Origin of the sequence: Bradyrhizobium huanghuaihaiense, from assembly GCF_025200885.1 — a bacterium.
GTDB lineage: Bacteria > Pseudomonadota > Alphaproteobacteria > Rhizobiales > Xanthobacteraceae > Bradyrhizobium > Bradyrhizobium huanghuaihaiense.
Map to the genome: position 1 here is coordinate 1,592,827 of NZ_CP104172.1, position 21,002 is coordinate 1,613,828.

General features: G+C 60.8%; 20 protein-coding genes, 2 tRNA genes and 1 pseudogene. 14 read left to right on the plus strand and 9 right to left on the minus strand.

Annotated features, from left to right (window positions below; all coding sequences use genetic code 11):
• The first annotated feature begins 142 nt into the window (after nucleotides 1-142).
• The 10 genes from N2603_RS07530 (at nucleotide 143) to N2603_RS07575 (ending at nucleotide 10,498) form a co-directional block, all read left to right on the plus strand.
• Entirely contained in the window at nucleotides 143-475 is a 333-nt protein-coding gene (locus N2603_RS07530; protein WP_260388255.1) for a hypothetical protein, read from the plus strand.
• A 239-nt stretch (nucleotides 476-714) separates the two neighbouring features.
• Nucleotides 715-1,200, plus strand: a complete 486-nt coding sequence (locus N2603_RS07535) for a hypothetical protein (RefSeq protein WP_260388256.1) — start codon at nucleotides 715-717, stop codon at nucleotides 1,198-1,200.
• A gap of 57 nt (nucleotides 1,201-1,257) precedes the next feature.
• Complete coding sequence (greA, locus tag N2603_RS07540) at nucleotides 1,258-1,740, plus strand: transcription elongation factor GreA (RefSeq protein ID WP_260388257.1); 483 nt, start codon at nucleotides 1,258-1,260, stop codon at nucleotides 1,738-1,740.
• Nucleotides 1,741-1,782: 42 nt separating this feature from the next.
• Nucleotides 1,783-2,460, plus strand: coding sequence for a hypothetical protein (locus N2603_RS07545; protein ID WP_260388258.1), 678 nt, complete (start codon nucleotides 1,783-1,785; stop codon nucleotides 2,458-2,460).
• Nucleotides 2,461-2,768: 308 nt separating this feature from the next.
• Entirely contained in the window at nucleotides 2,769-5,810 is a 3,042-nt protein-coding gene (locus N2603_RS07550; RefSeq protein ID WP_260388259.1) for a GAF domain-containing protein, read from the plus strand.
• On the plus strand, nucleotides 5,807-6,196 hold the full coding sequence (locus N2603_RS07555; protein WP_018641675.1) for a response regulator: 390 nt from the start codon (nucleotides 5,807-5,809) through the stop codon (nucleotides 6,194-6,196). The genes N2603_RS07550 and N2603_RS07555 overlap by 4 nt, the downstream gene beginning before the upstream one ends.
• Before the next feature lie 125 nt (nucleotides 6,197-6,321).
• Nucleotides 6,322-7,161: a universal stress protein gene (locus tag N2603_RS07560; protein WP_260388260.1), complete on the plus strand. Its 840-nt coding sequence runs from the start codon at nucleotides 6,322-6,324 to the stop codon at nucleotides 7,159-7,161.
• A gap of 575 nt (nucleotides 7,162-7,736) precedes the next feature.
• Nucleotides 7,737-9,068, plus strand: coding sequence for a tyrosine-type recombinase/integrase (locus N2603_RS07565; RefSeq protein WP_260388261.1), 1,332 nt, complete (start codon nucleotides 7,737-7,739; stop codon nucleotides 9,066-9,068).
• Between the two features lie 722 nt (nucleotides 9,069-9,790).
• The gene (locus N2603_RS07570; RefSeq protein ID WP_260388262.1) at nucleotides 9,791-10,030 is read left to right on the plus strand and encodes an AbiEi antitoxin N-terminal domain-containing protein; all 240 of its coding nucleotides are present in this window, start codon (nucleotides 9,791-9,793) and stop codon (nucleotides 10,028-10,030) included.
• A gap of 135 nt (nucleotides 10,031-10,165) precedes the next feature.
• The gene (locus N2603_RS07575) at nucleotides 10,166-10,498 is read left to right on the plus strand and encodes a type IV toxin-antitoxin system AbiEi family antitoxin domain-containing protein (protein WP_260388263.1); all 333 of its coding nucleotides are present in this window, start codon (nucleotides 10,166-10,168) and stop codon (nucleotides 10,496-10,498) included.
• Here the strand turns inward: N2603_RS07575 and N2603_RS07580 are convergent.
• The 4 genes from N2603_RS07580 to N2603_RS07595 form a co-directional block, all read right to left on the minus strand.
• Nucleotides 10,474-10,692: a KTSC domain-containing protein gene (locus N2603_RS07580; protein WP_260388264.1), complete on the minus strand. Its 219-nt coding sequence runs from the start codon at nucleotides 10,690-10,692 to the stop codon at nucleotides 10,474-10,476. The two genes, N2603_RS07575 and N2603_RS07580, sit on opposite strands and share 25 nt — an antisense overlap.
• A 12-nt stretch (nucleotides 10,693-10,704) precedes the next feature.
• Nucleotides 10,705-12,630, minus strand: a complete 1,926-nt coding sequence (locus tag N2603_RS07585; RefSeq protein WP_260388265.1) for an ATP-dependent nuclease — start codon at nucleotides 12,628-12,630, stop codon at nucleotides 10,705-10,707.
• Between the two features lie 348 nt (nucleotides 12,631-12,978).
• A tRNA-Ile gene (locus N2603_RS07590) sits at nucleotides 12,979-13,051 on the minus strand.
• A 390-nt stretch (nucleotides 13,052-13,441) separates the two neighbouring features.
• Nucleotides 13,442-14,628, minus strand: a protein-coding gene (locus tag N2603_RS07595) for an IS3 family transposase (protein ID WP_260386094.1) whose coding sequence is annotated in 2 segments (ribosomal slippage) — nucleotides 13,442-14,376 and nucleotides 14,376-14,628 — 1,188 coding nt in all. Because the reading frame shifts where the segments join, the coding sequence is not laid out codon by codon here.
• A 65-nt stretch (nucleotides 14,629-14,693) separates the two neighbouring features.
• Here N2603_RS07595 and N2603_RS07600 point away from each other — a divergent pair.
• Nucleotides 14,694-14,825: pseudogene (locus tag N2603_RS07600) on the plus strand (ArdC-like ssDNA-binding domain-containing protein); the annotation flags it as partial.
• A gap of 419 nt (nucleotides 14,826-15,244) precedes the next feature.
• On the opposite strand, the gene N2603_RS07605 reads toward N2603_RS07600, so the two are convergent.
• Both N2603_RS07605 and N2603_RS07610 read right to left on the minus strand, forming a co-directional pair.
• Nucleotides 15,245-16,615, minus strand: a complete 1,371-nt coding sequence (locus tag N2603_RS07605) for a tyrosine-type recombinase/integrase (protein ID WP_260388266.1) — start codon at nucleotides 16,613-16,615, stop codon at nucleotides 15,245-15,247.
• Between the two features lie 222 nt (nucleotides 16,616-16,837).
• Nucleotides 16,838-16,922 (minus strand) — tRNA-Leu (locus tag N2603_RS07610).
• Nucleotides 16,923-17,081: 159 nt separating this feature from the next.
• Here N2603_RS07610 and N2603_RS07615 point away from each other — a divergent pair.
• Nucleotides 17,082-17,624 carry a disulfide bond formation protein B gene (locus tag N2603_RS07615; protein WP_260388267.1) on the plus strand — a complete coding sequence of 181 codons (543 nt, stop codon included), beginning with the start codon at nucleotides 17,082-17,084 and terminating at the stop codon, nucleotides 17,622-17,624.
• Between the two features lie 57 nt (nucleotides 17,625-17,681).
• Here the strand turns inward: N2603_RS07615 and N2603_RS07620 are convergent, their stop codons facing one another.
• Nucleotides 17,682-18,767 (minus strand): AbrB family transcriptional regulator, encoded by a 1,086-nt coding sequence (locus tag N2603_RS07620; protein WP_260388268.1) that lies wholly within the window; start codon nucleotides 18,765-18,767, stop codon nucleotides 17,682-17,684.
• Nucleotides 18,768-18,869: 102 nt separating this feature from the next.
• Nucleotides 18,870-19,145: a PsiF family protein gene (locus N2603_RS07625; RefSeq protein WP_260388269.1), complete on the minus strand. Its 276-nt coding sequence runs from the start codon at nucleotides 19,143-19,145 to the stop codon at nucleotides 18,870-18,872.
• Between the two features lie 212 nt (nucleotides 19,146-19,357).
• On the opposite strand from N2603_RS07625, the gene N2603_RS07630 reads away from it, so the two are divergent.
• Nucleotides 19,358-19,849 carry a hypothetical protein gene (locus N2603_RS07630; RefSeq protein ID WP_260388270.1) on the plus strand — a complete coding sequence of 164 codons (492 nt, stop codon included), beginning with the start codon at nucleotides 19,358-19,360 and terminating at the stop codon, nucleotides 19,847-19,849.
• Between the two features lie 65 nt (nucleotides 19,850-19,914).
• Here N2603_RS07630 and N2603_RS07635 read toward each other — a convergent pair whose 3' ends face one another.
• Nucleotides 19,915-20,463 carry a TetR/AcrR family transcriptional regulator gene (locus N2603_RS07635; protein ID WP_260388271.1) on the minus strand — a complete coding sequence of 183 codons (549 nt, stop codon included), beginning with the start codon at nucleotides 20,461-20,463 and terminating at the stop codon, nucleotides 19,915-19,917.
• A gap of 110 nt (nucleotides 20,464-20,573) precedes the next feature.
• On the opposite strand from N2603_RS07635, the gene N2603_RS07640 reads away from it, so the two are divergent.
• A complete protein-coding gene (locus tag N2603_RS07640; RefSeq protein ID WP_260388272.1) occupies nucleotides 20,574-21,002 on the plus strand; it encodes an acyl-CoA thioesterase in 429 nt (142 codons plus the stop codon).

Sequence of the window (21,002 nt, forward strand, 5' to 3'; positions counted from 1 at the left end):
ATGAGGCAAGCCGCGGCGAGTAATGTGATCTCGGCCACAGTTCGCCACCTGCTTTCAACTTACCGTCGGCGGACTTGCACGCGCCTCTCCCGAAAGCTTACGCTTTTCCTCATTCGGGTCAGGTCAATTTTTGGAGGTTCTGATGCAAAGTTCATATTTGCTGGCTGCGACAGCAGCGCTGGCGCTTCTCGCGCAATCATCGCTCGCGCTGGCGCAGAGCGCACCGGCCGCCGGCGGCACCGCGGCGCCTGCGGCGACAACCACTGCGCCAGCCGCGACGACGGCGCCGGGCGCGACCACCGATACCAGCCAGCCATCCGACTCCAAGAAGAGCGCATCGAAGAAGCCGGCAAAGAAGAAGATGACCCGGCAACAGGAGATCGATCATTCGATCGACAGCGGCACCGTGCCCGCGCGCTACCGCAGCTCGGTCCCGAAGCAGTACCGGCAATATATTCCGTTCGAGAAGCAGTGACGGATTGCATGACCTTCATGGTTCGAGACGCCCGCGGGCGGGCTCCTCACCATGAGGGCCTGACATCTCGCCGCAAGACGTAACCTCATCCTGACGGCCCGCCGCAGGCGGGCGTCTCGAAGGATGGACCGCTGGCGAGCTGGCCTGGGTCAAGCAAAGGCGGACTGCATAACCATTGTGGCGGTCTGCCGGAGCGGTGCTAAAGTACGTCAAAGCCGAAGGGCGTGCCGGGGGACGTAATGAGCGACGACGTGAAGGATGCTGGCCTCGTGGCCATGATCAGCAGCATCCTCGGAGGCAACAAGCGCGCAGACATCGTTGCTCCGCCGCCGCTCACCGAGGTTCCACCGACGGCCCCGACGCATGCATTCGAGCCGGTCGCGGCGTCGAGTCCCGATGCCGAATCGCCCAAGCCCGACCATGCGACCAATGCCGCGCCCGCGGCAACCAAGCCGGCCGAACCGCCCGTAAAGATCGCCACGACGCCGGACGGCAGGCAGTTGCTGCCGGCGGAAGCGATTGCCGATCTCGTGCTCGGCGAGCTCCGCAAGATCGAGGATTTCCCGACGACCGGCGCGTCCGTGACGGTCTATGGTTACCGGCACTGGAACGCGATGATCACCTTCGCGCCGTTCTCCACCAGCTTCCAGAACGCGACCCGGTTCCGCCAGGCGATGCCGGATCTCGTCGTCAAGCTCCGTCGTTTCGTCGCACTTGAGATATAATCCGGGCTAACGGCGGCGCGTGGCGCCGCGACCAGACAGTTCGACAGGATTCTTGAATTGAGCGTCGCCTTTACCAAGGAAGAAAGCGCCGAGACCGCGTCCGAGACGCTGTTGCCGGATCGCCCGATCTCGCCGCATCCGAACCTCGTGACAGAGGCCGGCCTGCAGGCCTTGCAGATGCAGCTCCAGCAAGCGCGCGAGGCCTATGAGGCCGCACAAGCCATCGACGAAGTCAACGAGAAGCGCCGGCAGTCGGCCGTGCCGTTGCGCGACGCCCGCTATCTGACGGAGCGGCTGCGCACGGCGCAGGTCATGCCCACCCCGACCTCGACCGACATCGTCGCCTTCGGCAGCACGGTGACCTTCAGCCGCCCCGACGGCCGCGTGCAGACCTATCGCATCGTCGGCGAGGATGAGGCCGATCCGAAGGCCGGATCGATCTCGTTCGTCTCGCCGGTCGCGAGGTCGCTGATGGGGAAGGCGGTGGGGGACGTCGTGGGGACGGGCACGCAGGAGATCGAGATTGTATCGATTGCGTAAGATGGCTCCCGCCGTGTCCGTGAAACGAAGCCCGATAGTTGAATGAAACGGTTTCTGTCGGGAGCGTTGCCGTTCTACGCACTGGCGGGCCTCGCCATGTGCATGTACCTCGTCCTGTACAAGACAAACTTCTTCGACTTGAACGCCGTCGTCCAAGGGGCGGCCGGTTCAGCATGGTTTCCGGTCTTCATGTTCGTCTGCGTGCTGCTGGAGTCGGTCTTCCCTTACTTTGGCTATTTTCCCGGGACCGCGCTCATCCTGATGTCGGTGGCGCTCAGTCCGAAGTCCGCGGACATGCCCGTTTTCATCATGGCGTGGCTGGCCATCATCGTGGGCGCCGTCTTGAGTTACGGACAGGCGCGTTTCTTCAGACCGCTCCTGCAGCGGGTCGCCTCAAAAGCGGCACTGAGTCGATGCGAGTCCCTCCTCGACACCTACGGTCCTTACGCGCGCGTTGCCTTGTTCGTTCACCCCAACGCTTGCGCGATGTACTTTACGGCACTCGGACTTCTCGGCGGCAACCTGACGCGGGAGCTCGCGCATCTGTGCGTGGGCGCAGCGGCGTCCGTAGGCATTCTGTTCGTCGTCGTGACCAGGCTCGTGTCGTCCGTCGGCCCCACCGATGACGGGCAATTGCAGGTGCTGCTGGCGGCGGCACTGGTCGCCATCGGGACCCTCGTCGGTCTCTACGCAGTCTTAAGGCCGCAGCGGGCTGCTTGAAGCTTGCTCCGTCATCGCGCGCGGCTTGTCCGCCGTACGCGTCGATGATCTCCACAATCGGCATGGTTCAGGAGGAGGATTGGGGGGCGCGCAAGGGATCAAACCTTGAGCTCCCGAGATCCGGCGCGATCAAGACCACCGCCGGGAGGAAGCCGAGGTATTTCCGAGGATCGGGCCGACGCGTAGCTGATGGAAAATCAACTCAAGATACGTCTGGTCGGAAGGACCCGAGAGTGGAATAATTCCTGACGCTTTCCTTGATCGGATTTTAAGTCGGCCCGAACCGGCTGGCGATGTGGATTTTCATCATGGCCGCGCTTCCTCAGGACGTGGTGGCGGATTTGCAGCAAGAGAACGCGCGGCTCCTGGCCGAATTGCGCGCCGCACAAGATCGCGAGAGCGCCACCGCGGACATTCTCAAGATCATCGCCAGCTCGCCATCAGAGGTGAAGCCGGTCTTCGATGCAATCGCGAAGCGGGCCAATGCCTTGCTCGGCGGCTTTTCGACGGCCGTATTCCGCTTCATCGACGGCACTGCCCACTTGAGTGCATTCACGCCGACGAATTCTGCCGCCGACGAGGCTCTGAAGAATATGTTTCCGAGGGCGATCACCGATTTTGAGGGTTTCGCAAGAACCCAGGCGGGTAACGTGGTACCGACCCCCGACACCGAAGCGCTGACGAACGAGATTAAATTCATCGCGCGCGCCCGCGGCTTTCGCAGCATGTTGTTCGTTCCGCTCACGACCGACGGCGCGGTGATCGGCATGATCAGCGTCACGCGGGTCGAGCCCGGTACCTTCGCGCCACATCATGTGCAACTTCTGCAGACCTTCGCCGATCAGGCCGTTATCGCCATCGAGAATGCGCGGCTGTTCGATGAGGTCCAGGCGAAGACGCGCGATCTCGCCGAATCGCTTCAGCAGCAAACTGCGACTGCCGATGTGCTGAAGGTGATCAGCCGCTCGACCTTCGACCTGCAAACCGTGCTCAACACGCTGGTCGATTCGGCGGCGCGGCTGTGCGAAGCGGAGATGGCATTCATCATGCGCCGCGAGGGCGATGAATATCTGGCCGGCGCAGCGGTAGGGTTCTCCGAGGACTACATCGAGTTTCTGCGGGGGCACCCGATCGCCCCCGGACAGAGCACGGTCACGGGTCGGGCCGTGATCGAGCGCCGTCCGGTGCAAGTCCTCGATGTCGCGGCCGATCCCGAATACGGCCTGCGCGAGTCCATTACCATGGCTGGTCAGCGCACGGCGCTCGGGGTTCCCCTCCTGCGCGAGAACGAGCCCATCGGCGCGATCGTGATCGCCCGCAGGCGTGTGCAGCCTTTCACGGAAAAGCAGATCGAACTCGTCGCGACCTTTGCCGACCAGGCCGTGATCGCCATCGAGAATGTACGGCTCTTCGAACAATTGCAGACCAGGACGCGAGACCTGTCTGAGGCGCTGACGTACCAGACCGGCAGCGCCAATATCCTGCGGGTTATCGCGTCCTCGCCGACCGAGGTCGGTCCGGTGCTCAAGGCCATCGTGGAAAGCGCTTGCGGACTTTGCGAGGCATATGATGCGCTGGTCGTTCTGAGGGATGGCAACGAGATCGTTGTCCAGGCGCACCATGGACAAGTCCCCGTGGTGTGGAGCCGGCGATTGATCAATGTCAAATCGCCCAGTGGCCGGGCCATTATCGACCGCCGTACCGTTCATGTGCACGACCTGCTCGGGCCCGAAGGGGAGGAATTCCCGACAGGACGGGAATTTGCGCTTCGCTCCAACGTTCGCACCGTTCTGAGTGTGCCGCTTTTGCGCGAAGGCGAGAGCATGGGTGCGATCGTGCTGCGTCGCACGGAGGTGCGCCCATTCGGCGAGAAGCAGATCAACCTCTTGCAGACCTTTGCGGATCAGGCTGTCATCGCCATCGGCAACGTGCGTCTGTTCGAGCAACTGAACGAATCGTTGGAGCGACAGACGGCGACGTCGGAGGTGCTGGAGATCATAAGCGCTTCGTCGGGCGCCTTGACTCCGGTTTTCCATAAGATGCTGGAGAATGCGACGCGAATTTGCGGCGCCGGCTTCGGCACCATGAATCTCTACGAGGACGGCGGCTTTCGCACGGTCGCACTTCACAACGCGCCGCAGGCCTATGTCGATACCCGGCTATACCAGAGCATTCGTCCACATCCGGCGAGCGGGCTCGGCACCGTCGAGAAAAATCATCAGACGGTTCATATCGACGATATCAGGACTCAGCCGCCCTACGTCGAAGGCAACCTGGACGTTCGCGCGCTTGCCGACCTTGCCGGCGCAAGGACCCTCGTCATCGTGCCGATGCTCAAGGAAGATGAACTGATCGGCACCATCACGATCTTTCGCCAGGAAGTTAAACCCTTCACAGACAAGCAGATCGAGCTCGTGTCCAATTTCGCGCACCAGGGCGTGATCGCGATCGAGAATGCGCGCCTCCTGAATGAACTGCGCGAGCGCACCATGGAGTTGTCGCAATCGCTCGAGGAATTACGAAATGCGCAGGATCGGTTGATCCAGACCGAGAAGCTTGCCTCGCTCGGGCAACTTACCGCCGGCATCGCACATGAAATCAAGAACCCGCTCAATTTCATCAATAACTTCGCGGCGCTTTCCTCCGAACTGATCGACGAGCTCGGCGACGGGCTGCGCGCAGTCGCACTTGGCGAGGCAGCAAGGCGGGACATCGACGCGCTGATAGAAACGCTGCAAGGCAATTTGGAAAAGATCGTGCAGCACGGAAAGCGCGCCGATTCCATCGTCAAGAATATGCTTCTGCACTCTCGCGAGGGGTCCGGCGAACGCCGCTCGGCCGATATCAACGCTATCATCGAGGAGAGTCTCAATCTTGCTTATCACGGGGCGCGCGCTGAAAAAGCAGGTTTCAATATCACGCTTGAAAGGAGCCTCGATCCGTCTGCAGGGGCGCTCGAGCTGTATCCGCAGGAGATCACGCGGGTGTTCCTCAATCTCATTTCGAATGGATTCTACGCGGCGAGCAAACAAAAGGACGCCGTCGGCGACGGCTTCGAGCCGAAGCTGCGCGCAACGACCGCAAGTCTCGGCGGCGCCGTCGAAATCCGGATCCGGGACAATGGCGCCGGCATCCCAGCCGACGTGAGAGAGAAGATATTCAACCCATTCTTCACAACCAAGCCCGCGGGCGAAGGAACCGGACTCGGCCTGTCAATCTGTCACGATATCGTTGTGAAGCAGCACGGCGGCCGCATCGAAGTCGATACCGCGCCTGGCGATTATACCGAGTTCATCATTACGCTGCCGCGTACGCTGGCGGCACCATTGCAGACCGGAGGCAGAAGTTGAGCGTCTACATATTGGTCGTCGACGACGAGCCGGACGTCGAGGCGTTGTTCCGCCAGCAGTTTCGGCGTGATTTGCGCGCCGGCCGCTTTCTCATGGAGTTCGCATCGTCCGCACCCGCAGCCCTGGCGCGTGCGGTCGAGATAGAGGATGCCACCCTGATTCTGATCCTGTCCGACATCAACATGCCCGGAATGAGCGGGCTGGAGATGCTACCTATCGTGCGCTCGGCCCACCCCGATGTGCCGGTCATCATGATCACGGCCTACGGTGACGCGGAGACCAAGCGTAAAGCGCTGGCGAGCGGCGCAGCCGATCTGTTGACCAAACCAATCGACTTCGCCGCGCTGCGCCAGGAGATCGATACGAGGCTCGAGCAGGCCGCATGACCGGAAGCCTTGCCGTGGTCGATGACAAACCGGAACGGCTCGCAAGGTGAAACCATGGTCGCCGCTATCCCAAGTGAGATTAGGCATCTTACGTCTATGTTCACCGAAAACACCGGGAGGTACGAATGAAGACGCTCTTGGTCCCGCTCCAGAATATTTCGATGATGCCGTCCACGCTCGATGTCGTCGTGGGCCTCGCGCAACGTTTCGGCGCCTACGTCGAAGCTTTTCCACTCCGGTTCGGCATCCCCCGATATCTAACCGCAGAATTGGCCACCGGCATTCCTGTGGATTCGTACCAGGAGAAGAGCGAAGTCGAATTGAACGACATGCGCACCTTTTTCGAGGCATTCATGATGAGGCACGATATTCCTCGAGCGGCTGCGGGATCGAGCGGAGCATGCTGCGGCTGGTTGGAAAACGCGCCTGAGGGCGAAGACTTCGTCGGGAGTTATGGACGCGCTTTCGATCTGATCGTGATGGCACGGTCTGACGCTGATGCTGCGGGCCCTCACCGTCGCGCGATCGAATCCGCGTTGTTCGAGAGCGGCAGGCCGGTCCTGCTGGCGCCGTTGAACGCATCAAGAAGCATCGCGACGAACATCATGATCCACTGGAACGGTAGTACCGAGCAAGCTCGGGCAAATGCGTTTGCCATGCCGTTGCTTCGTTCGGCCGAAAGGGTATCGGTCCTAACCGTTATTGGCGGCCAAGGGGTACCGGGACCATCTGCCGATCGGATCGTCCAACAGCTGCGGTACAATGACGTTGCAGCCCATGTGATAAGGGTTGAACTGGAAAATCGTGACACCGGAGAGGCGGTCCTCGATGCCGCCAGGGCTCACGGCTGCGATCTCTTGATCAAGGGAGCCTTCACCCGCACTCGCCTGCGGCAAATGATCTTCGGTGGGGCGACCAGCTATATCATGGAACACGCGGATTTGCCTGTCCTGATGGCTCATTAGAGCCGCGCGCCGGCCTGTCGCGGGATCATGCCATCATGCCCCTGTTTTGCCCGACGGAGCAAGCGGGATTCGGAAAAGGCGTAACACATTGATCCGACTGACGTCGGCTACTGTGCATGGGGTTGTTTTCGACATTTTTGATTTGGACGGCGCCGAACGCCTCCAAGCGTGGATGATCGTCCGCAACCAGCATGGGGTCAGGGGGATGGATGGTGGGCGCACAAGGGATCGAACCTTGGACCTCTCCCGTGTGAACCACAATCCGTAGACCTGAGCCAGCCAAATCCGGCCATAGTTGAAATGTAAAAATCCCTTTGAGTAAGTAGGGTTATGGCCTTGTCGGCCATAAAGGGCCACAGGTGACCTTGCTACATTTTGTATGCCCCCGTTGTGCCCGCCGCGGATTTTCCCTTGGGGCACAAAACCGGCGGGAGGTCTGAGACCCGGTTCTTTTTGGGTGTGTGGATCCTCCCTGCGCGGGCACACGGCAAGGGGAAGGTCTGAGGCCCGGTTCTGTTCGAGGGCTGACGCCCTTCTTGCGGGGCATACCGGCCCACAGAGAGAGGGGAGAAATCATGACAGAGCCGGCCAACCAGCTGACACTCACCGATGCGGTGATCCGCAACGCAACGCTGCCGCCGGGTAAGGCGCAGCATTATCTCCACGACGACAAGCTGCCGGGCCTCGCCTTGCGCATGCGCGACACCGGCGGCCGGACCTGGGTCTACCTCTTCACCAAGCCGGGGGTTAGGGGGACCCAGCGCAAGACCCTTGGCGCGTGGCCCAAATATAATGAGAAGGCCGCGCGCAAGGCCGCCACCATCGCCGCAGGCGAGGTCGTCAAGGGCTTGGACCCGAACGACGCGAAGCGCGAGGCGAGGCGGCAACAGGTAGCCGAGAAGCAGCGCACCACGCTCGCGACCCTCATTGTTGAAGATGGTCCCTACCAAACCTCCCTGACCGAACGTCAAGTCGTCAACTGGAAGCCAGCAATGTCGGCGCTGCGGCGCGGGCTCAAGGATCACGCCGAAAGCGGTGTGGGGGACCTAACGCGACGGCAGATCATGGCTGCGGTCGACAAGATTGCCAAGACTGGCAAGCGCGGTGCAGCTAGGGACTTGCGCAAGCACGTGCATACCTTCCTCGAATGGTGCGTCGGCGAAGGTTACGTCGAGCACAACGTGCTCGCCGGTTATCGCGCGCCCAAGGAAACCCGCGCGCAAAGGGTCGGACGCCGAACGAAGGGTCGCGCGCTGACCGATGAAGAAATCATCAAGGTCTGGGATGCATGCGGCAAGCTCGGGGCTTTCGGTCTCCTGGCACGCATGTGCCTGCTTGGTGGCCCGCGCCGCAGCGAGCCTACCATGATCGAGTGGCGAAAGGACATCATGGACGACCGTATCACCTTCGATGCGGCGTGGACCAAGATGGGGTTGCACCACGATGTACCGCGCACTCACCTGGTTAACGAGGTGCTCGCGGCCGCGAAACATTTCCAGCGGGCAACCTCCGACTATGTCTTCCCGTCACCGAAGACCGGCGGCCAGATGTCCGGCTTCACCAAGATGGTCAACCGACTGGTCAAGGAAGCGAGCGTCGCCAAGTTCACCATGCATGACTTAAGGCGCAGCTTGCGCACCGTCATGTCACGCTGTGGCTATGACAACGAAATCCAGCGGCTGTGTGTCGGGCAAAAACCTAGCGGAATCGATCAGGTCTACAATCACGACGAACAATGGATCATCCGCAAGATGGCGTTCGAAGCGGCTCACGACTACATTGCGGAGTTGGTCGGCGCAAAACGGGTCGGCAAAGTCGTGCGCCTTCAGCGGACGAATCCGCTTGACCCGATCAAGGCCGAGCTCCTCGGGCGTCTCCGTGAGCACTATGCGGCTGAGGCGTCTTAGGGGTTTTGTCGCACTTGGCCAGATAGTCACGCACCGCATCAACACGATAGAGTGGCCGGCCGTCGACGTAACGCCATTTCAGGGGGTGGTTCGGATCGCGCCGCCACTGCTCCAATGCGCCGGGCGTGCGACGGATGACCGCGGCTGCCTCTAGTGCGGTCAGGTTAGAGCTACCCGGCAGCGTATCGATATCGAATGTCGCCGGCGGCGGCATGCCACGGTTCTTACGACGGCGCTTCGTGGCAGACGGCAGCGACTCCAAGGGCTCGATCGGAGTCTTTTCGCGCTTGCCGCTCATCCCTCGGTCCCGAACCACGGTCAGTCTGAGGCGATAAGATCGTAGGCTGCTCTAGCAAGAAAGAAATCAAGTGGGCAGATATGGCTGCTGGGTTACTGTGGCGTACAAAAAGGAAGAACCGTTTCGATTGATCTGGGCTGTGCCCGGGGTCCTTTTGCCGATTCGCTGATTCAAATCCAGCTCCCGCAACCACTCCGAACGTCGGATCGCCTTTGGAAGGCCCCTCCTAGTGGTTTACAATATCAACCCTTTGTCTAGTTTGGCTTGTCTTAAGGGGTGTTTTTCAAACTAGGAACTTGGTTTAAAGATGTGCTAAAGTAATGGCTGGACAAAATCAGCGATTTTTGAACCGCCTCGAAAGAGAGCTTGCGAGGGAGTCCTTGTCGATGCTGCATGGCTCAGGATCCGCGGCTATTTCCGGCAATTGCTCAATCATTATGTGAGTGCGGGCTGGCTTAAGCAGCCGACGCGTGGAGTGTACCGTCGGCCTCGTGGTGCTCTTTCCTGGCAGCAAGGGGTCATCTCACTTCAGACAATACTCTCTTATCCGCTGCTTGTTTACGGCGCTCGAAGGACAAGGATACGCCCATTATCTGGTTCAGAACATCAGACAGGTTCATCTCTACGGCCCCAAACGACCGCCGCAGTGGCTGAACAAGCTTAGTCTCGATGTTCAATTTCTCTACCACAACGATCGCAAGCTCTTTCGCCACGGTTTACCGCTCGAACCTCTTACGAATCTCGGCCAGGCCAAAAGCGAACCCGAAAGCGGCCCCAGTGAAAACTGGATAGTCCAATCATGGGGTCAGTGGGATTGGCCCCTTGCAGTATCGACGCCGGAGCGGGCCATTCTCGAATACTCGACGAGCGCCCGAAGCACGAGAGCTTCCATCAGGCCGATATGCTGATGCAGCGCCTTGCCAATCTCAGCCCTCGACGTTTGCAGAAATTACTGACCGAATGCCGCAGCGTGAAGGTCAAGCGGCTGTTCTTCTTCTTTGCGGATCGCCACCAACCTGCCTGGCTCAGCTTTATCTCGCTGCTGCACTTCGGGCAGGTGATGGTTGGCTCGATCATATTGTGTCTCTGTCCTTCCGTGCCGTTCCTCTATCTGACTTGCTTGAACTGGTAACCGGCATTCTTGACAAATTTGTTCAGGTAGCTCCCGACCGAGGACGCATTTCTAAGGCCATCAAACAGGGACTTAGGCACGGCAAAGTAGTGGTACTCACTGCCGTTGACGAATTGCACGCCGAGAGCCCCTGCCGAGTCGTCGTAGCCGACCGCTGCCACGGTGCTGGACCTCACTTTCACGTAATCCATCATTTTCAAAGTCTCCTATGTCAGCGCTAGGATCGCTGCACAAAGCCGGTCGAGCGTGGGAATCTTTGCGCCTTTGCTTCTCAAGATCGCCAGATGGTCGCCGATATGGACCGTATTCTTGGTGAAGCTGCCCGACGGATTGCCCAATCCCCTCGTTGCCGCCGAATAGGAGCTGTCCCACAACGTTGCGCCAGCCTCTTGCTTGAGAATAGAGCCGAGATTCTCCGGCCAGACGGCATAGCTGCTGGTCCACACCGGATTGTCTGGAAAAGGCGTGTTTACATCACCGTCCAACAGGGTAAGAATTTTCAGATTGTCCAGTTTATGAAGGTTTCGTCGCCCCGGGTCCTGCACATCCCCATCGGCATCGAAGACGACGAATGTCGGAATCCCAAGTTCCTTCGCTATGAGAAGCGGCTCTATGAGCGAGCTCTTTCCGTTCGCGACGAAGATGTTGCATCCGGACTTACGATAGTCATCCCACAGGTTCGAATATGCGAGCCACGCCGTGATGTAAGCCGTATCTTCCAGCCCCTCCACGAGCACCAGCTTCTGCGTGAAAAACATCTCGTTTATATGGGGTTGCAGGGCTTGGTGGAGCTGGGCGCGCTCGGCTTCAATGGGCGCTACCTTATCTCCGGAGATTTCGGATAATCTACGGGCAACCTTTTCACAGGTGGTCCCACGTATGCCGGATTCCTTTTTTCTTTCATCCCTGCGAACCAGGCGTACATGTTCGAAATGCCGCCCCGACACGAAATGAGGGCTGTGGGTCGAAACCAGGATTTGTGCGTTTTTCTGGCTCAGTTTCTTAAAGACAGAGGCCAGATGCCGTGCCTGGGGCGGATGCTGATAAAGCTCTGGTTCTTCACACCCAAGGATCAGCCGAGGTTGGGCTGCTTCGTTCGTCGCGGCAAGCTCCTGAAGGAGGGCCAAAAGATAGGAACGCTGAAGGCCGTGCCCAAATCTGGCAAGATCGCCGGAAAACGTTCCCTCGCTGGCGAAGAGCCGCGCAATTGGATCGGCTATTTGTACAGACTTGATCGGATCCTCGGTCCATTCTAGCCTCGCAACCGCCTCGGGATGTGCCCATTCACCGAGCTTGGCTGTCAACGCCTGCGAGAGATCGTCTAGCGCAGTTTGCTGCTTCTGGATTATTTTCTTGTAAGACTCGAGTGTGGAGTCCCTTAGCGAGGCCATCTCTCCCTCAAAATTTACTTTTGAGCGCACCGTCCGGGAGAGGAGTTTGCCGAGGGCAGTATTGCGGCCTTCAACATTTTCCTTCGTCGCGTCCTTTACGGCTGGGACGTAAACCCACTGGATATAGCGGGATAGGCGATCGCCGCCTTTGCTGAAGCCGTAGAACTGATCTTCGCTGTCGATCAGAACACACCGCTCAGGATGATCCTCTTCATAGGATCGAAGGGCTTGTCGATTTGCTTCTTTGCTGCCCTTCTTGGGAAGGCCAAATTCAGGGTGAGTCTCTCGAACCTCCTCATAAATTCCTGCCAATTCCCCCGCCGACGCCGCATCGTTGTACCTGCGGAAGAATTCGCTGAACTCTTTCATTGCGCTTCGCTTAGCAAACTGGCGGACCGGTGCCTTGCGGGTGGCCTCACTGAACTCCGCCAGGGCTGATACGACCAAGATGCCTGATCGATAATATTCGGAGAAATCGGCCTGAGCCTCCGGTTCAAGATCGTGGAAGGTCAACGTAATCTCGACAGGCTCTTTGACGTTTCCGTTGTGAAAATCCTCAATATCCAGCTCGATGAGATTCGTCGGAGCTTCTTCTGTCTGACGGAAGAAGATATTCAGCGCGCACAGAACGGTGGACTTTCCGGCACCGTTAGGGCCAACGAAAGCGGTATAATCATCCAGGTCAACCACCATGTTCTTGAAAGAGCGAAAATTCTTGATAGCGATAGACTTTATCTTCAAGAGTCGACCTCCAAAATCTCTTACAATCAAAAGTAGTTCAGGATTATCTACAAGCCTTGCTTGTTATGGACAACACCAAGGTTGGAGGCGCCCGCCGCAAGCGACAGCAATCGTCACGTCAACTCGAGAATGCCTGCGCGTTCGCTTCTCGCGTTATGCGTCGATCGCAGCATGGGTTTAGCCGAGCTCGTGAAATTACTCGACAGCTGCGCATCATTTCACCAAAATGCGGTTGGTCGCGCTGAACGGAAACACGTAGATCGAAATCAGCGCAGCTTTCCCGCGTTCCTGAGGTGGAGAGGACCGTTTCTGCTGCAGTAGTATTAATTATTATTATTTGCAGCGTAGTGGGCCCGCCTGGACTCGAACCAGGAACCAGACCGTTATGAGCGGCCGGCTCTAACCATTGAGCTACAGGCCCCCGCTGCGGGCGGTCGTTGAAACCGACTCGAAATGGTATGGGGCTCGTTTACAAGGTGACTAATATCCTGGCAATGCCAATTGAAAGGAGCGATGGACGAAATTCCGGTCTTTCCCTAGCGCGGGCCAGAGGCTATTAGCGAGGCCCGCAGCTCTCGTCGTGAAGCCAAACAAGATATTCGATCGCCGTGAGAGAAGCGGCAGACGTTCCACGCATTGATCATCTCAGCGACGGTCGTTCGGGAGAGAAGCATGCCGCACGAAAGCCGATCTAAGCCGATTGCTCCGAGATCGTCGCAATTGCGTGAGCTAAAATTGATAGCGACAGCGCTGCCGTAGCGTCAGGCGCACCGGCACGCCTTCTCTTCAATTTTGACCTGCCACTGCATTTTCATCCAGCGGCAGTTAGAGTCTCGCGGTTTTGTACGCCAAGTGGCGCGGATGGAGCAACGGACGATCGGCGGAGCTGGTCGGGGTTGCGCAGCCGATCGTCCGTTGCGGTGAGGTGGGCGGCGTAGGCCGCGGGGGTCAGGTATTTCAGCGACGAGTGGGGACGCTGGAGATTGTAGTCGGCGACCCAGTTGGCGATCTTGGCGCGGGCGTCATCGAGATCGAAGAACAGGGTCTCGTTGAGTAGCTCATCGCGCATCCGGCCATTGAAACTCTCGACGAAGCCGTTCTGCATCGGCTTTCCCGGCGCAATGAAGTGCCAATCGATGGCTGCGTCCTTGCACCAAGCGAGCATGGCGTTGCAGGTGAATTCGGTGCCATGGTCGGACACGATCATTCCTGGCTTGCCGCGTCGCTGGACGATTGCCGTCAGTTCGCGGGCCACGCGCCGCCCCGAGATCGACGTCTCCGGAATGGCGCCCAGGCATTCCTTGGTGACGTCGTCGACGATGTTGAGGATGCGGAAGCGTCGGCCATTGGCGAACTGGTCGTGGACGAAGTCCAGCGACCAGCGCGCGTTCGGCCTCGCCTCGACCAGGATCGGGGCACGGGTCCCCACGGCCTTGCGGCGAGCCCGCCGTTTGCGGACGGTGAGCCCTTCCTCGCGGTAAAGCCGGTAGATCCGGTTGATCCCCGATGGCTCGCCCTCCCGCCGCAGCAAGACGAACAACCGGCGATAGCCGAAACGCCGCCGCTCGTTGGCGAGATCGCGCAATCGGCCACGCAGAACTGCGTCCGGCGGGCGGCTGGAGCGATAGCGGATCATCTTCCGATCCGCCCCCACAATCGAGCAGGCCCGCCGTTCCGACAGGCTCATGACGGCCTGCAGATGCGCGATCGCAGCGCGCTTGGCGGCGGGCCCTACCATTTTTTTGAAAGGAGCTCGCGAAGTGCGGCCGCATCGAGCATCTGCTCGGCCAGAAGCTTCTTCAGCTTCGCGTTCTCCTCTTCCAAGGCCCTCAGCCGCTTCGCTTCGGAAACGTCCATACCGCCGAATTTGGCCTTCCAATTGTAGATCGTCGCCTCGGAAACACCGTGCTTGCGAGCCAGGTCGGCTGTCTTCGCCCCAGCCTCATGCTCCTTCAATACCGCGATAATCTGCTCTTCCGTGAACCTTGCTCGCTTCATCTGTCCGTCCTTCTTCGGGCCGGACTCTAACTCCTTCTGGAGGAAATACGCAGTGGCAGGTCAGTCACGTCCGCAAGGGCGAGCGAGGAACTACTGTTGTCTATGCCGACCGCTTTGTACCAGTCGACGAACAGCGGCGCGCGATCGAAAACGGTGAGGAAGCGCAGGCCATCCCATTCCTCAAGCGCTTCACGGTGTGTTGGAAACAAGGACGTCCAATGATTTCCGTGACGCGAGCCGATTGTGCCCCCGCTGATGCTATCACGCCCGCACGAAGACATACGCGTTGACCAGCATGGCCACGTCCGCGCAGCGATAAGCTCGACGCTCAGCTCATCGGCCGCGGAGGTATAGCCATGCCGTACCTTCGAGACCAGACCACAAGTCCCCTGGGCCACCTAGCACCCGCTCGCCGAAAAGTAGTTTGGCAAAGATGCTCGGAGAAGCATGCTCCGAAACAGCGAAACGCGGCAGGAGTGAAGGCGCGTGAAATCTGGATAAGCTTCCAAAAGATTATGAAGCACTGCTTTGCGGAGTTTTGTGCCTGCGTCTGATCAGCGGCGCGCGCCGATATCACGATGTCCGCCCAGGCGACCGGGAACGCCTTGAGGTGACTTCAAGCAGGCGCGCCTTCGTTGATCGGGATCACCTTCTTGGGATCTAGCCAGTGGTCGATTCGATCAGCCCAATGCTGCATCAGCTTGGTGCGCGAGCCGATCAGCGCGAGCGGTCCATGCCTTTTGTACAGACCTTCCACAGTAGAGTTATCGAGATGCGCAAGCTGCAACTCGACGACATCACCATCCCAGGCCTTGGCGTCTTTGATCTCTTCGTGGTGAGACAGGGTCGAGAAGGTAGTCCGAAATCCGTGGGCACAATGATCAGTTTTGGTGTCAATGCCAAGCAGCCGCAAGCGCTTGTTGAGCGTGTTGTTTGATAGCGGCGCGTCCTTCGAGCAGGAAAACGCGTACCGGCGATGGCCGGTCAACTTCTGAACGCTGCGCAGGATTGCGAGCGCCTGTCGCGACAAAGGCACGACATGATCCCAACCGGTTTTCATTTTAACGGCCGGAATAGTCCACCGAGCGGCGTCCCAATCGACCTCGCTCCACTCCATCTCATTGACCATGCCGGGGCGGGGAATGGTCAGCGCATCGAAGCGCAAGGCAAGGCCAACAACGTCACCAAACCGCGCTGCCGCCCACGGTACGCTGATGAGCTTGAAGACGCGCGTCACGTCACGTGGCTCGGTGACGCCAGGACGCGGCGTCGAAATGTTGGCAATCATTTGCCCACGCAGATTGCGGAATGGATTATAGCCGTCGCCTTCGACGTCGGCATAGTCGCAGATTTGCTCACCGATGCTGCGCACGCGGTCGCGGGTTTCCAGCTTTCCCTCGTTTTCATACGAACGCATGAAGGCGAGCACGTCCGGACGCTTGATATCCGGCCTGCACAGCTTGCCGAAGCGCTTCTTGATATAGCCGACGCGCAGCTCAAGAACCTCGATGGTCTTGGGGTCGCGCACCGCGACGATCCTGCCGCGTTTGACTTTCTCTACCTTCTTCTTCGCGAGCCACTCGTCGGCCCATTGCCCGAAAGGCCGGGCGGCCGCCTGCCTGTGCTTGTCGAGCTGCTTCTCGGTGCTCGGGTCCTTGCCGTCCTTGAGCAGGTCTTTGGCCTTGTCGCGCTCGCGCCGCGCGTCGGCGAGCGAGAAGGTGCCATCCTTGCCGTTGCCGTAAGGCCCAATGGAGTAGGTTTTCTGGCGGCCGTGGAAGCGGTAGTCCATCCGCCAGAGCTTGGAGGCAGCGTCGCCGGGCCTGCTCACGTCCGGCGTGACGAAGAGATATAGCCAGCCGCCGGTCACGTCGGAAATCTTGGCGGGGCTCCACGCGCCATTGTCGAATTTCGGTCGGGCGGCGCGGCAGTCGACGTCGGTCCTGATCTGCGTGGGATTGGCGCACGCGCGGTCGTTCTTGCCGGCCATCTGCTCAATTCCTTCATTCGGAAAAGCGAAAGTCGCCGTGAACGTTTGTTCTCCTGATACCAGCACGATACCAGCAAAAATACCAGCAAATCGGGCGGCTGGGATCGGACGAGAACAAACGGTGACGAACGAAAATGTACGCGGAAGTGCCTATTTTTCAAGGGTTTCCGAGCACTGCGCGGACGGCTGCGAACGATTTGGAACGGGCCTGAACCGCCTAGTTGGTGCCCCTGGCCGGAATCGAACCAGCACTCCTTGCGGAACTCGATTTTGAGTCGAGCGCGTCTACCAGTTCCGCCACAGGGGCCCTCGGTCGGCCCCTCCAAGGAGGGCGTCACGAAGCCGGCGGACTATAGCCATGGGCAAGGCGGGGTCAACCCGCGCCAAAGTGATCCCGGCCGTTCTCGACAGCCGCTTGGGCCGGGGCTAGAGGCATGGGAGCGCGACCGATCGGAAAGAGGCTGCCGTGACGACCCAGAGTGCCGCAATACCCGCGTTCAAGCCGGCGGCCACGAGCTCCGCGCTGGCCGCCTCGCTTGCGGTCACCCTGATCGCGGCGGCCACGATCGCAGGCGCCTGGTTCTTCCAGCTCGTGCTGGAAATCGTGCCCTGTCCGCTGTGCCTGGAGCAGCGCTACGCTTACTATCTGGCGATCCCGGTCGGCGCTCTCACGGCGCTTGCGGCACGCGCCGGCGCGCCGCGGCCGCTGCTGCTTGCAGGGCTTGCGATCCTCGCGCTGGCGACCCTCGCCAATGCCGGCCTCGGCACCTACCACTCCGGCGTCGAATGGGGCTTCTGGAAGGGGCCGACCGATTGCTCCGGTCCCGTCGTCAATCTTGGCAGCGCTGCTGATCTGCTGTCGAAGCTCGACACGGTCAAGGTGGTCCGCTGCGACGAGGTGCAGTGGCGCTTCCTCGGCCTCTCGCTCGCCGGCTACAACGTGCTGATCTCGCTCCTGATGGCCGCGATCGCCGCGTGGGGGTTTGTGCGGACGGCGAAGCGGGCATAGCTGGTGGGCACGCTTCGCTTTGCCCATCCTACGAGAGCTCGGGATGAGAAGAGCTAGCTAGTCGTCCACATCGTCCTGCGTGCGCCCGAACAGGTGCACGATGCCCGGTGTTGCGATCGTCACGAACACGAAACGCGACAGGTGATGGGCGCCGACGAAGATCGGGTCGATATGCAGTGTCAGCGCCAGCGCCAGCATCGCGTCCATGGCCCCCGGCGCGAAGGCGACGACCACGTCGGAGAACTTCACCTGCGTGGTGAGCGCGACGATGCCGACGAAGATCGCGGAGACGGCGATGGCCACGGCAAACGAGCCCAGCGCCGCATTGATGTGGCCGGCCAGCGTCTTGATCCGCATCCGCGCAAAGCGGCTGCCGATCAGCGCGCCGATGCCGACCAGCGCCACGCCGCGCCCCCAATCCGGCAGGCCGCCCTCGACCCAGCCCGCGCCATGCAGCACGCTGGAGCCGATCATCGCGCCGAACATCCAGCTCGCCGGAAACTTGACCAGCCGCAGCAGGAGCGCCGCAGCCAGGGAGGCCGCGACCAGCGCCAGGAGGCCGAGCGGCGAGGCGATCGTCGTCGCCAGCGACGGCGCGGCCGAAGGCGCCACGCCCGCGAGTGCCAGTACCATCGGCAGGGCGGCGGTGAGGATGATGACGCGCATGGTCTGCACCACCGCGATGCCCGGCAGGTCGGCGCCCCGCTCGACGGCCAAGATCGTGATCTGCGACAGCGCGCCGGGACTGCCGGCGAGGAAGGCCGAGGTGCGGTCCCAGCCATGGATGCGCTGGAGGTAATAGCTCGAGCCGAAGGTCGAGCAGAAGGTGGCGAGCGCGAGCAGCCCGATCGTGAGGGGATAGGCGCTGACCTGCTGGATCAGATGGCGGGAGACGACCGAGCCCAGCGAGATGCCGAGCAGCACGAGCACGGTCTGGGTCAGGATCGGCGGCAGCGTCAGCTGGCGGCCGGCGATCGCGGCGATCCCGACCGCGATCATCGAGCCCGAGATCAACCCGCCGGGAAGGTTGGCGAAGAGAAACACCAGGCCGCCGGCTGTGCCGATGACAAGCGTTTCCGCCGTGCTCAGGATCTTGGCACGGCTCGGCCATTCGAACGGCAGGGAGGCGGTGATTTGCTTCACGCCACCTTATCGCAAATCAGCGAGAGGCGCACAATTGCGGCTACGTCATGCCGCAATGCGCGACGCCTCTCCTTGATGCTCGCGAACCGTATTGTGACCGAGTTACTTCTTGTCGGCGGCAGGGGCGCCAGTGCCGGCTTTGGCTTCCTTCATGCACTCGCGGCGGAATTTCTTGCGCTCCTTGCCCTTCAGGGCCTTGGCATCCGCCTGCTTGGAGCATTCGAGCGACTCGGCCGAACGCTCCTTCGGCGCCGCCTTCTTGTCGGCGGTGGCAGCGGTATCGGTCTTGGCGGCCGGCGCGGTGGCCTGCGCGAAGGCGGCGCCCGAGGCGAGCAGGGAGACGAGGGCGGCGGCGGCGAGGCGAGAGGCGAGGGTCATGATGTTGCACTCTTCTTGCGAGAATTGCGGAGGGCTGGAACGTCGGCTCGCGATGCTGAACGCGACATGAATGATTTCAACGGTGCGATCACTATATTTTTGCGGCGAAAGCCATCGCTTCCTTGTCGCGAGCCGGCGGCACGCTAGGATAGCAATCCTCGTTTCACTTCCCCCAAGGGAAGATCAAGGGAAGACCAAGGAGGAGATCAGGGATGACCAATCAGACAAAATTGCTGTGTGCGATTGTGGCGTCAGGTGTCGTGGCATTGATGGCCGCCGCGCCGGCGCAGGCGCTGACCTCGCAGGAGTGCAGCGCGAAATATCAGGCCGCCAAGAAGGACGGCTCGCTCGGCACCATGAAGTGGAACGACTTCCGCAAGGCCCAGTGCGGGGCCGATGCGACGCCGGCCGCTGCGCCGACCGCAGCTGCTCCTGCCGCGCCTGCCGCTCCGGCCGAACCGAAGCAGGCCAAGAAGGAGGCGGCTCCCGCTGCCATGCCGGCGCTGCCGGCCGGCCCCGCGATCTATCCGAACGCGGTCGATCCGAAATACGCCAAGGAGCCCGCCGGCAAGGCGCGCCTGCACACCTGCGTCGACCAGTACAATGCCAACAAGACCACCAACGGCAATGGCGGCTTGAAGTGGATCCAGAAAGGCGGCGGCTATTACAGCGAATGCACCAAGAAGCTGAAGGGCGCCGCCTGAGCTTCAACGGAACGGGATGCGATGGCCGGAGCAAAGCTCCGGCCATTTTCGTTTGACCCGATCGTCTAGTCCAACAGCTTCTCGGCCGATTTCGCCACGAGCTGCGAACGCTTGCGCGGGCCGCGCTCGACGAACAGCAGGCTCTGGCCGAAGATGAAGCAATAGAACAGGAAGGCCTGCGCCTCGGCCGCCTCGGCCTCTAAGCCGATCGCGCGATAGAGCTCGGCAACGTGCTTGAGCCGCGCTGCATCCACGCTCGCGACCGCGGCCGCGGCGTTCTCGTCCGAGCGGGCCCATTGCCGGATCGCGAGCTCGATCGCCATGCCTTCCGGATTGAGCCGCTCGGAATAGAGCTGGATCATCGCCTTCAGCCGTTCGCGGGGCGCCTCGCCGTCGAGGCTCGTCTGCTGCGCGATCGACGCCGCGCGCCCCTCGCGCCAGCGTTCCAGCATGGTCTCGAGCAGCGCGGCGCGGTCGGCGAAACGGCGGTAGAAGCCACCCTTGGTGACGCCGAGATTCTTGGCGAGCACCTCGACCCTGACACCCTCGACCCCCGTGCGGGCGAGCTCGGCGAACCCCGCCTCGACCCAGACATCGCCCTTGCCGTCACTCATGAAGGAAGCCTCACCGGTTCTTGATACGGTGCCGTATTGCTAACGCGCCGGAGCCCTGATACGCTACCGTATCAACAACAAAGAACGGAACGGGCAGGGAGAAAATTGCGATGGAGCGGGAGGCGACCTATCGCGGCACGGTTTATCCGTGGCAATGCGACCATGTCGGCCACATGAACATCATGTGGTATGTCGGCAAGTTCGACGAGGCCAACTGGAATCTGTTCGCCCGTCTCGGGCTGACGCCGAGTTACCTGCGCAGCTCCGGGCGCGGCATGGCCGCGGTGCAGCAGAACATCGCCTACAAGCGCGAGCTGCTCGCCGGCGACATCGTCGAGATTCACAGCCACCTGCTCGAGGTCCGCGACAAGTCGATCCGCTTCCGGCACGACATGCGGAATGCCGAGACCGGGGAGATCGCCGCGACGTGCGAGATCACGGGCGTGCATATGGACCGTCAGCTCCGCAAGTCCGCGCCGTTCGCCGATGCCATCCGCGAAGCTGCCTCGCGGCATCTCGTCGAACCGGCCGAGGTATGA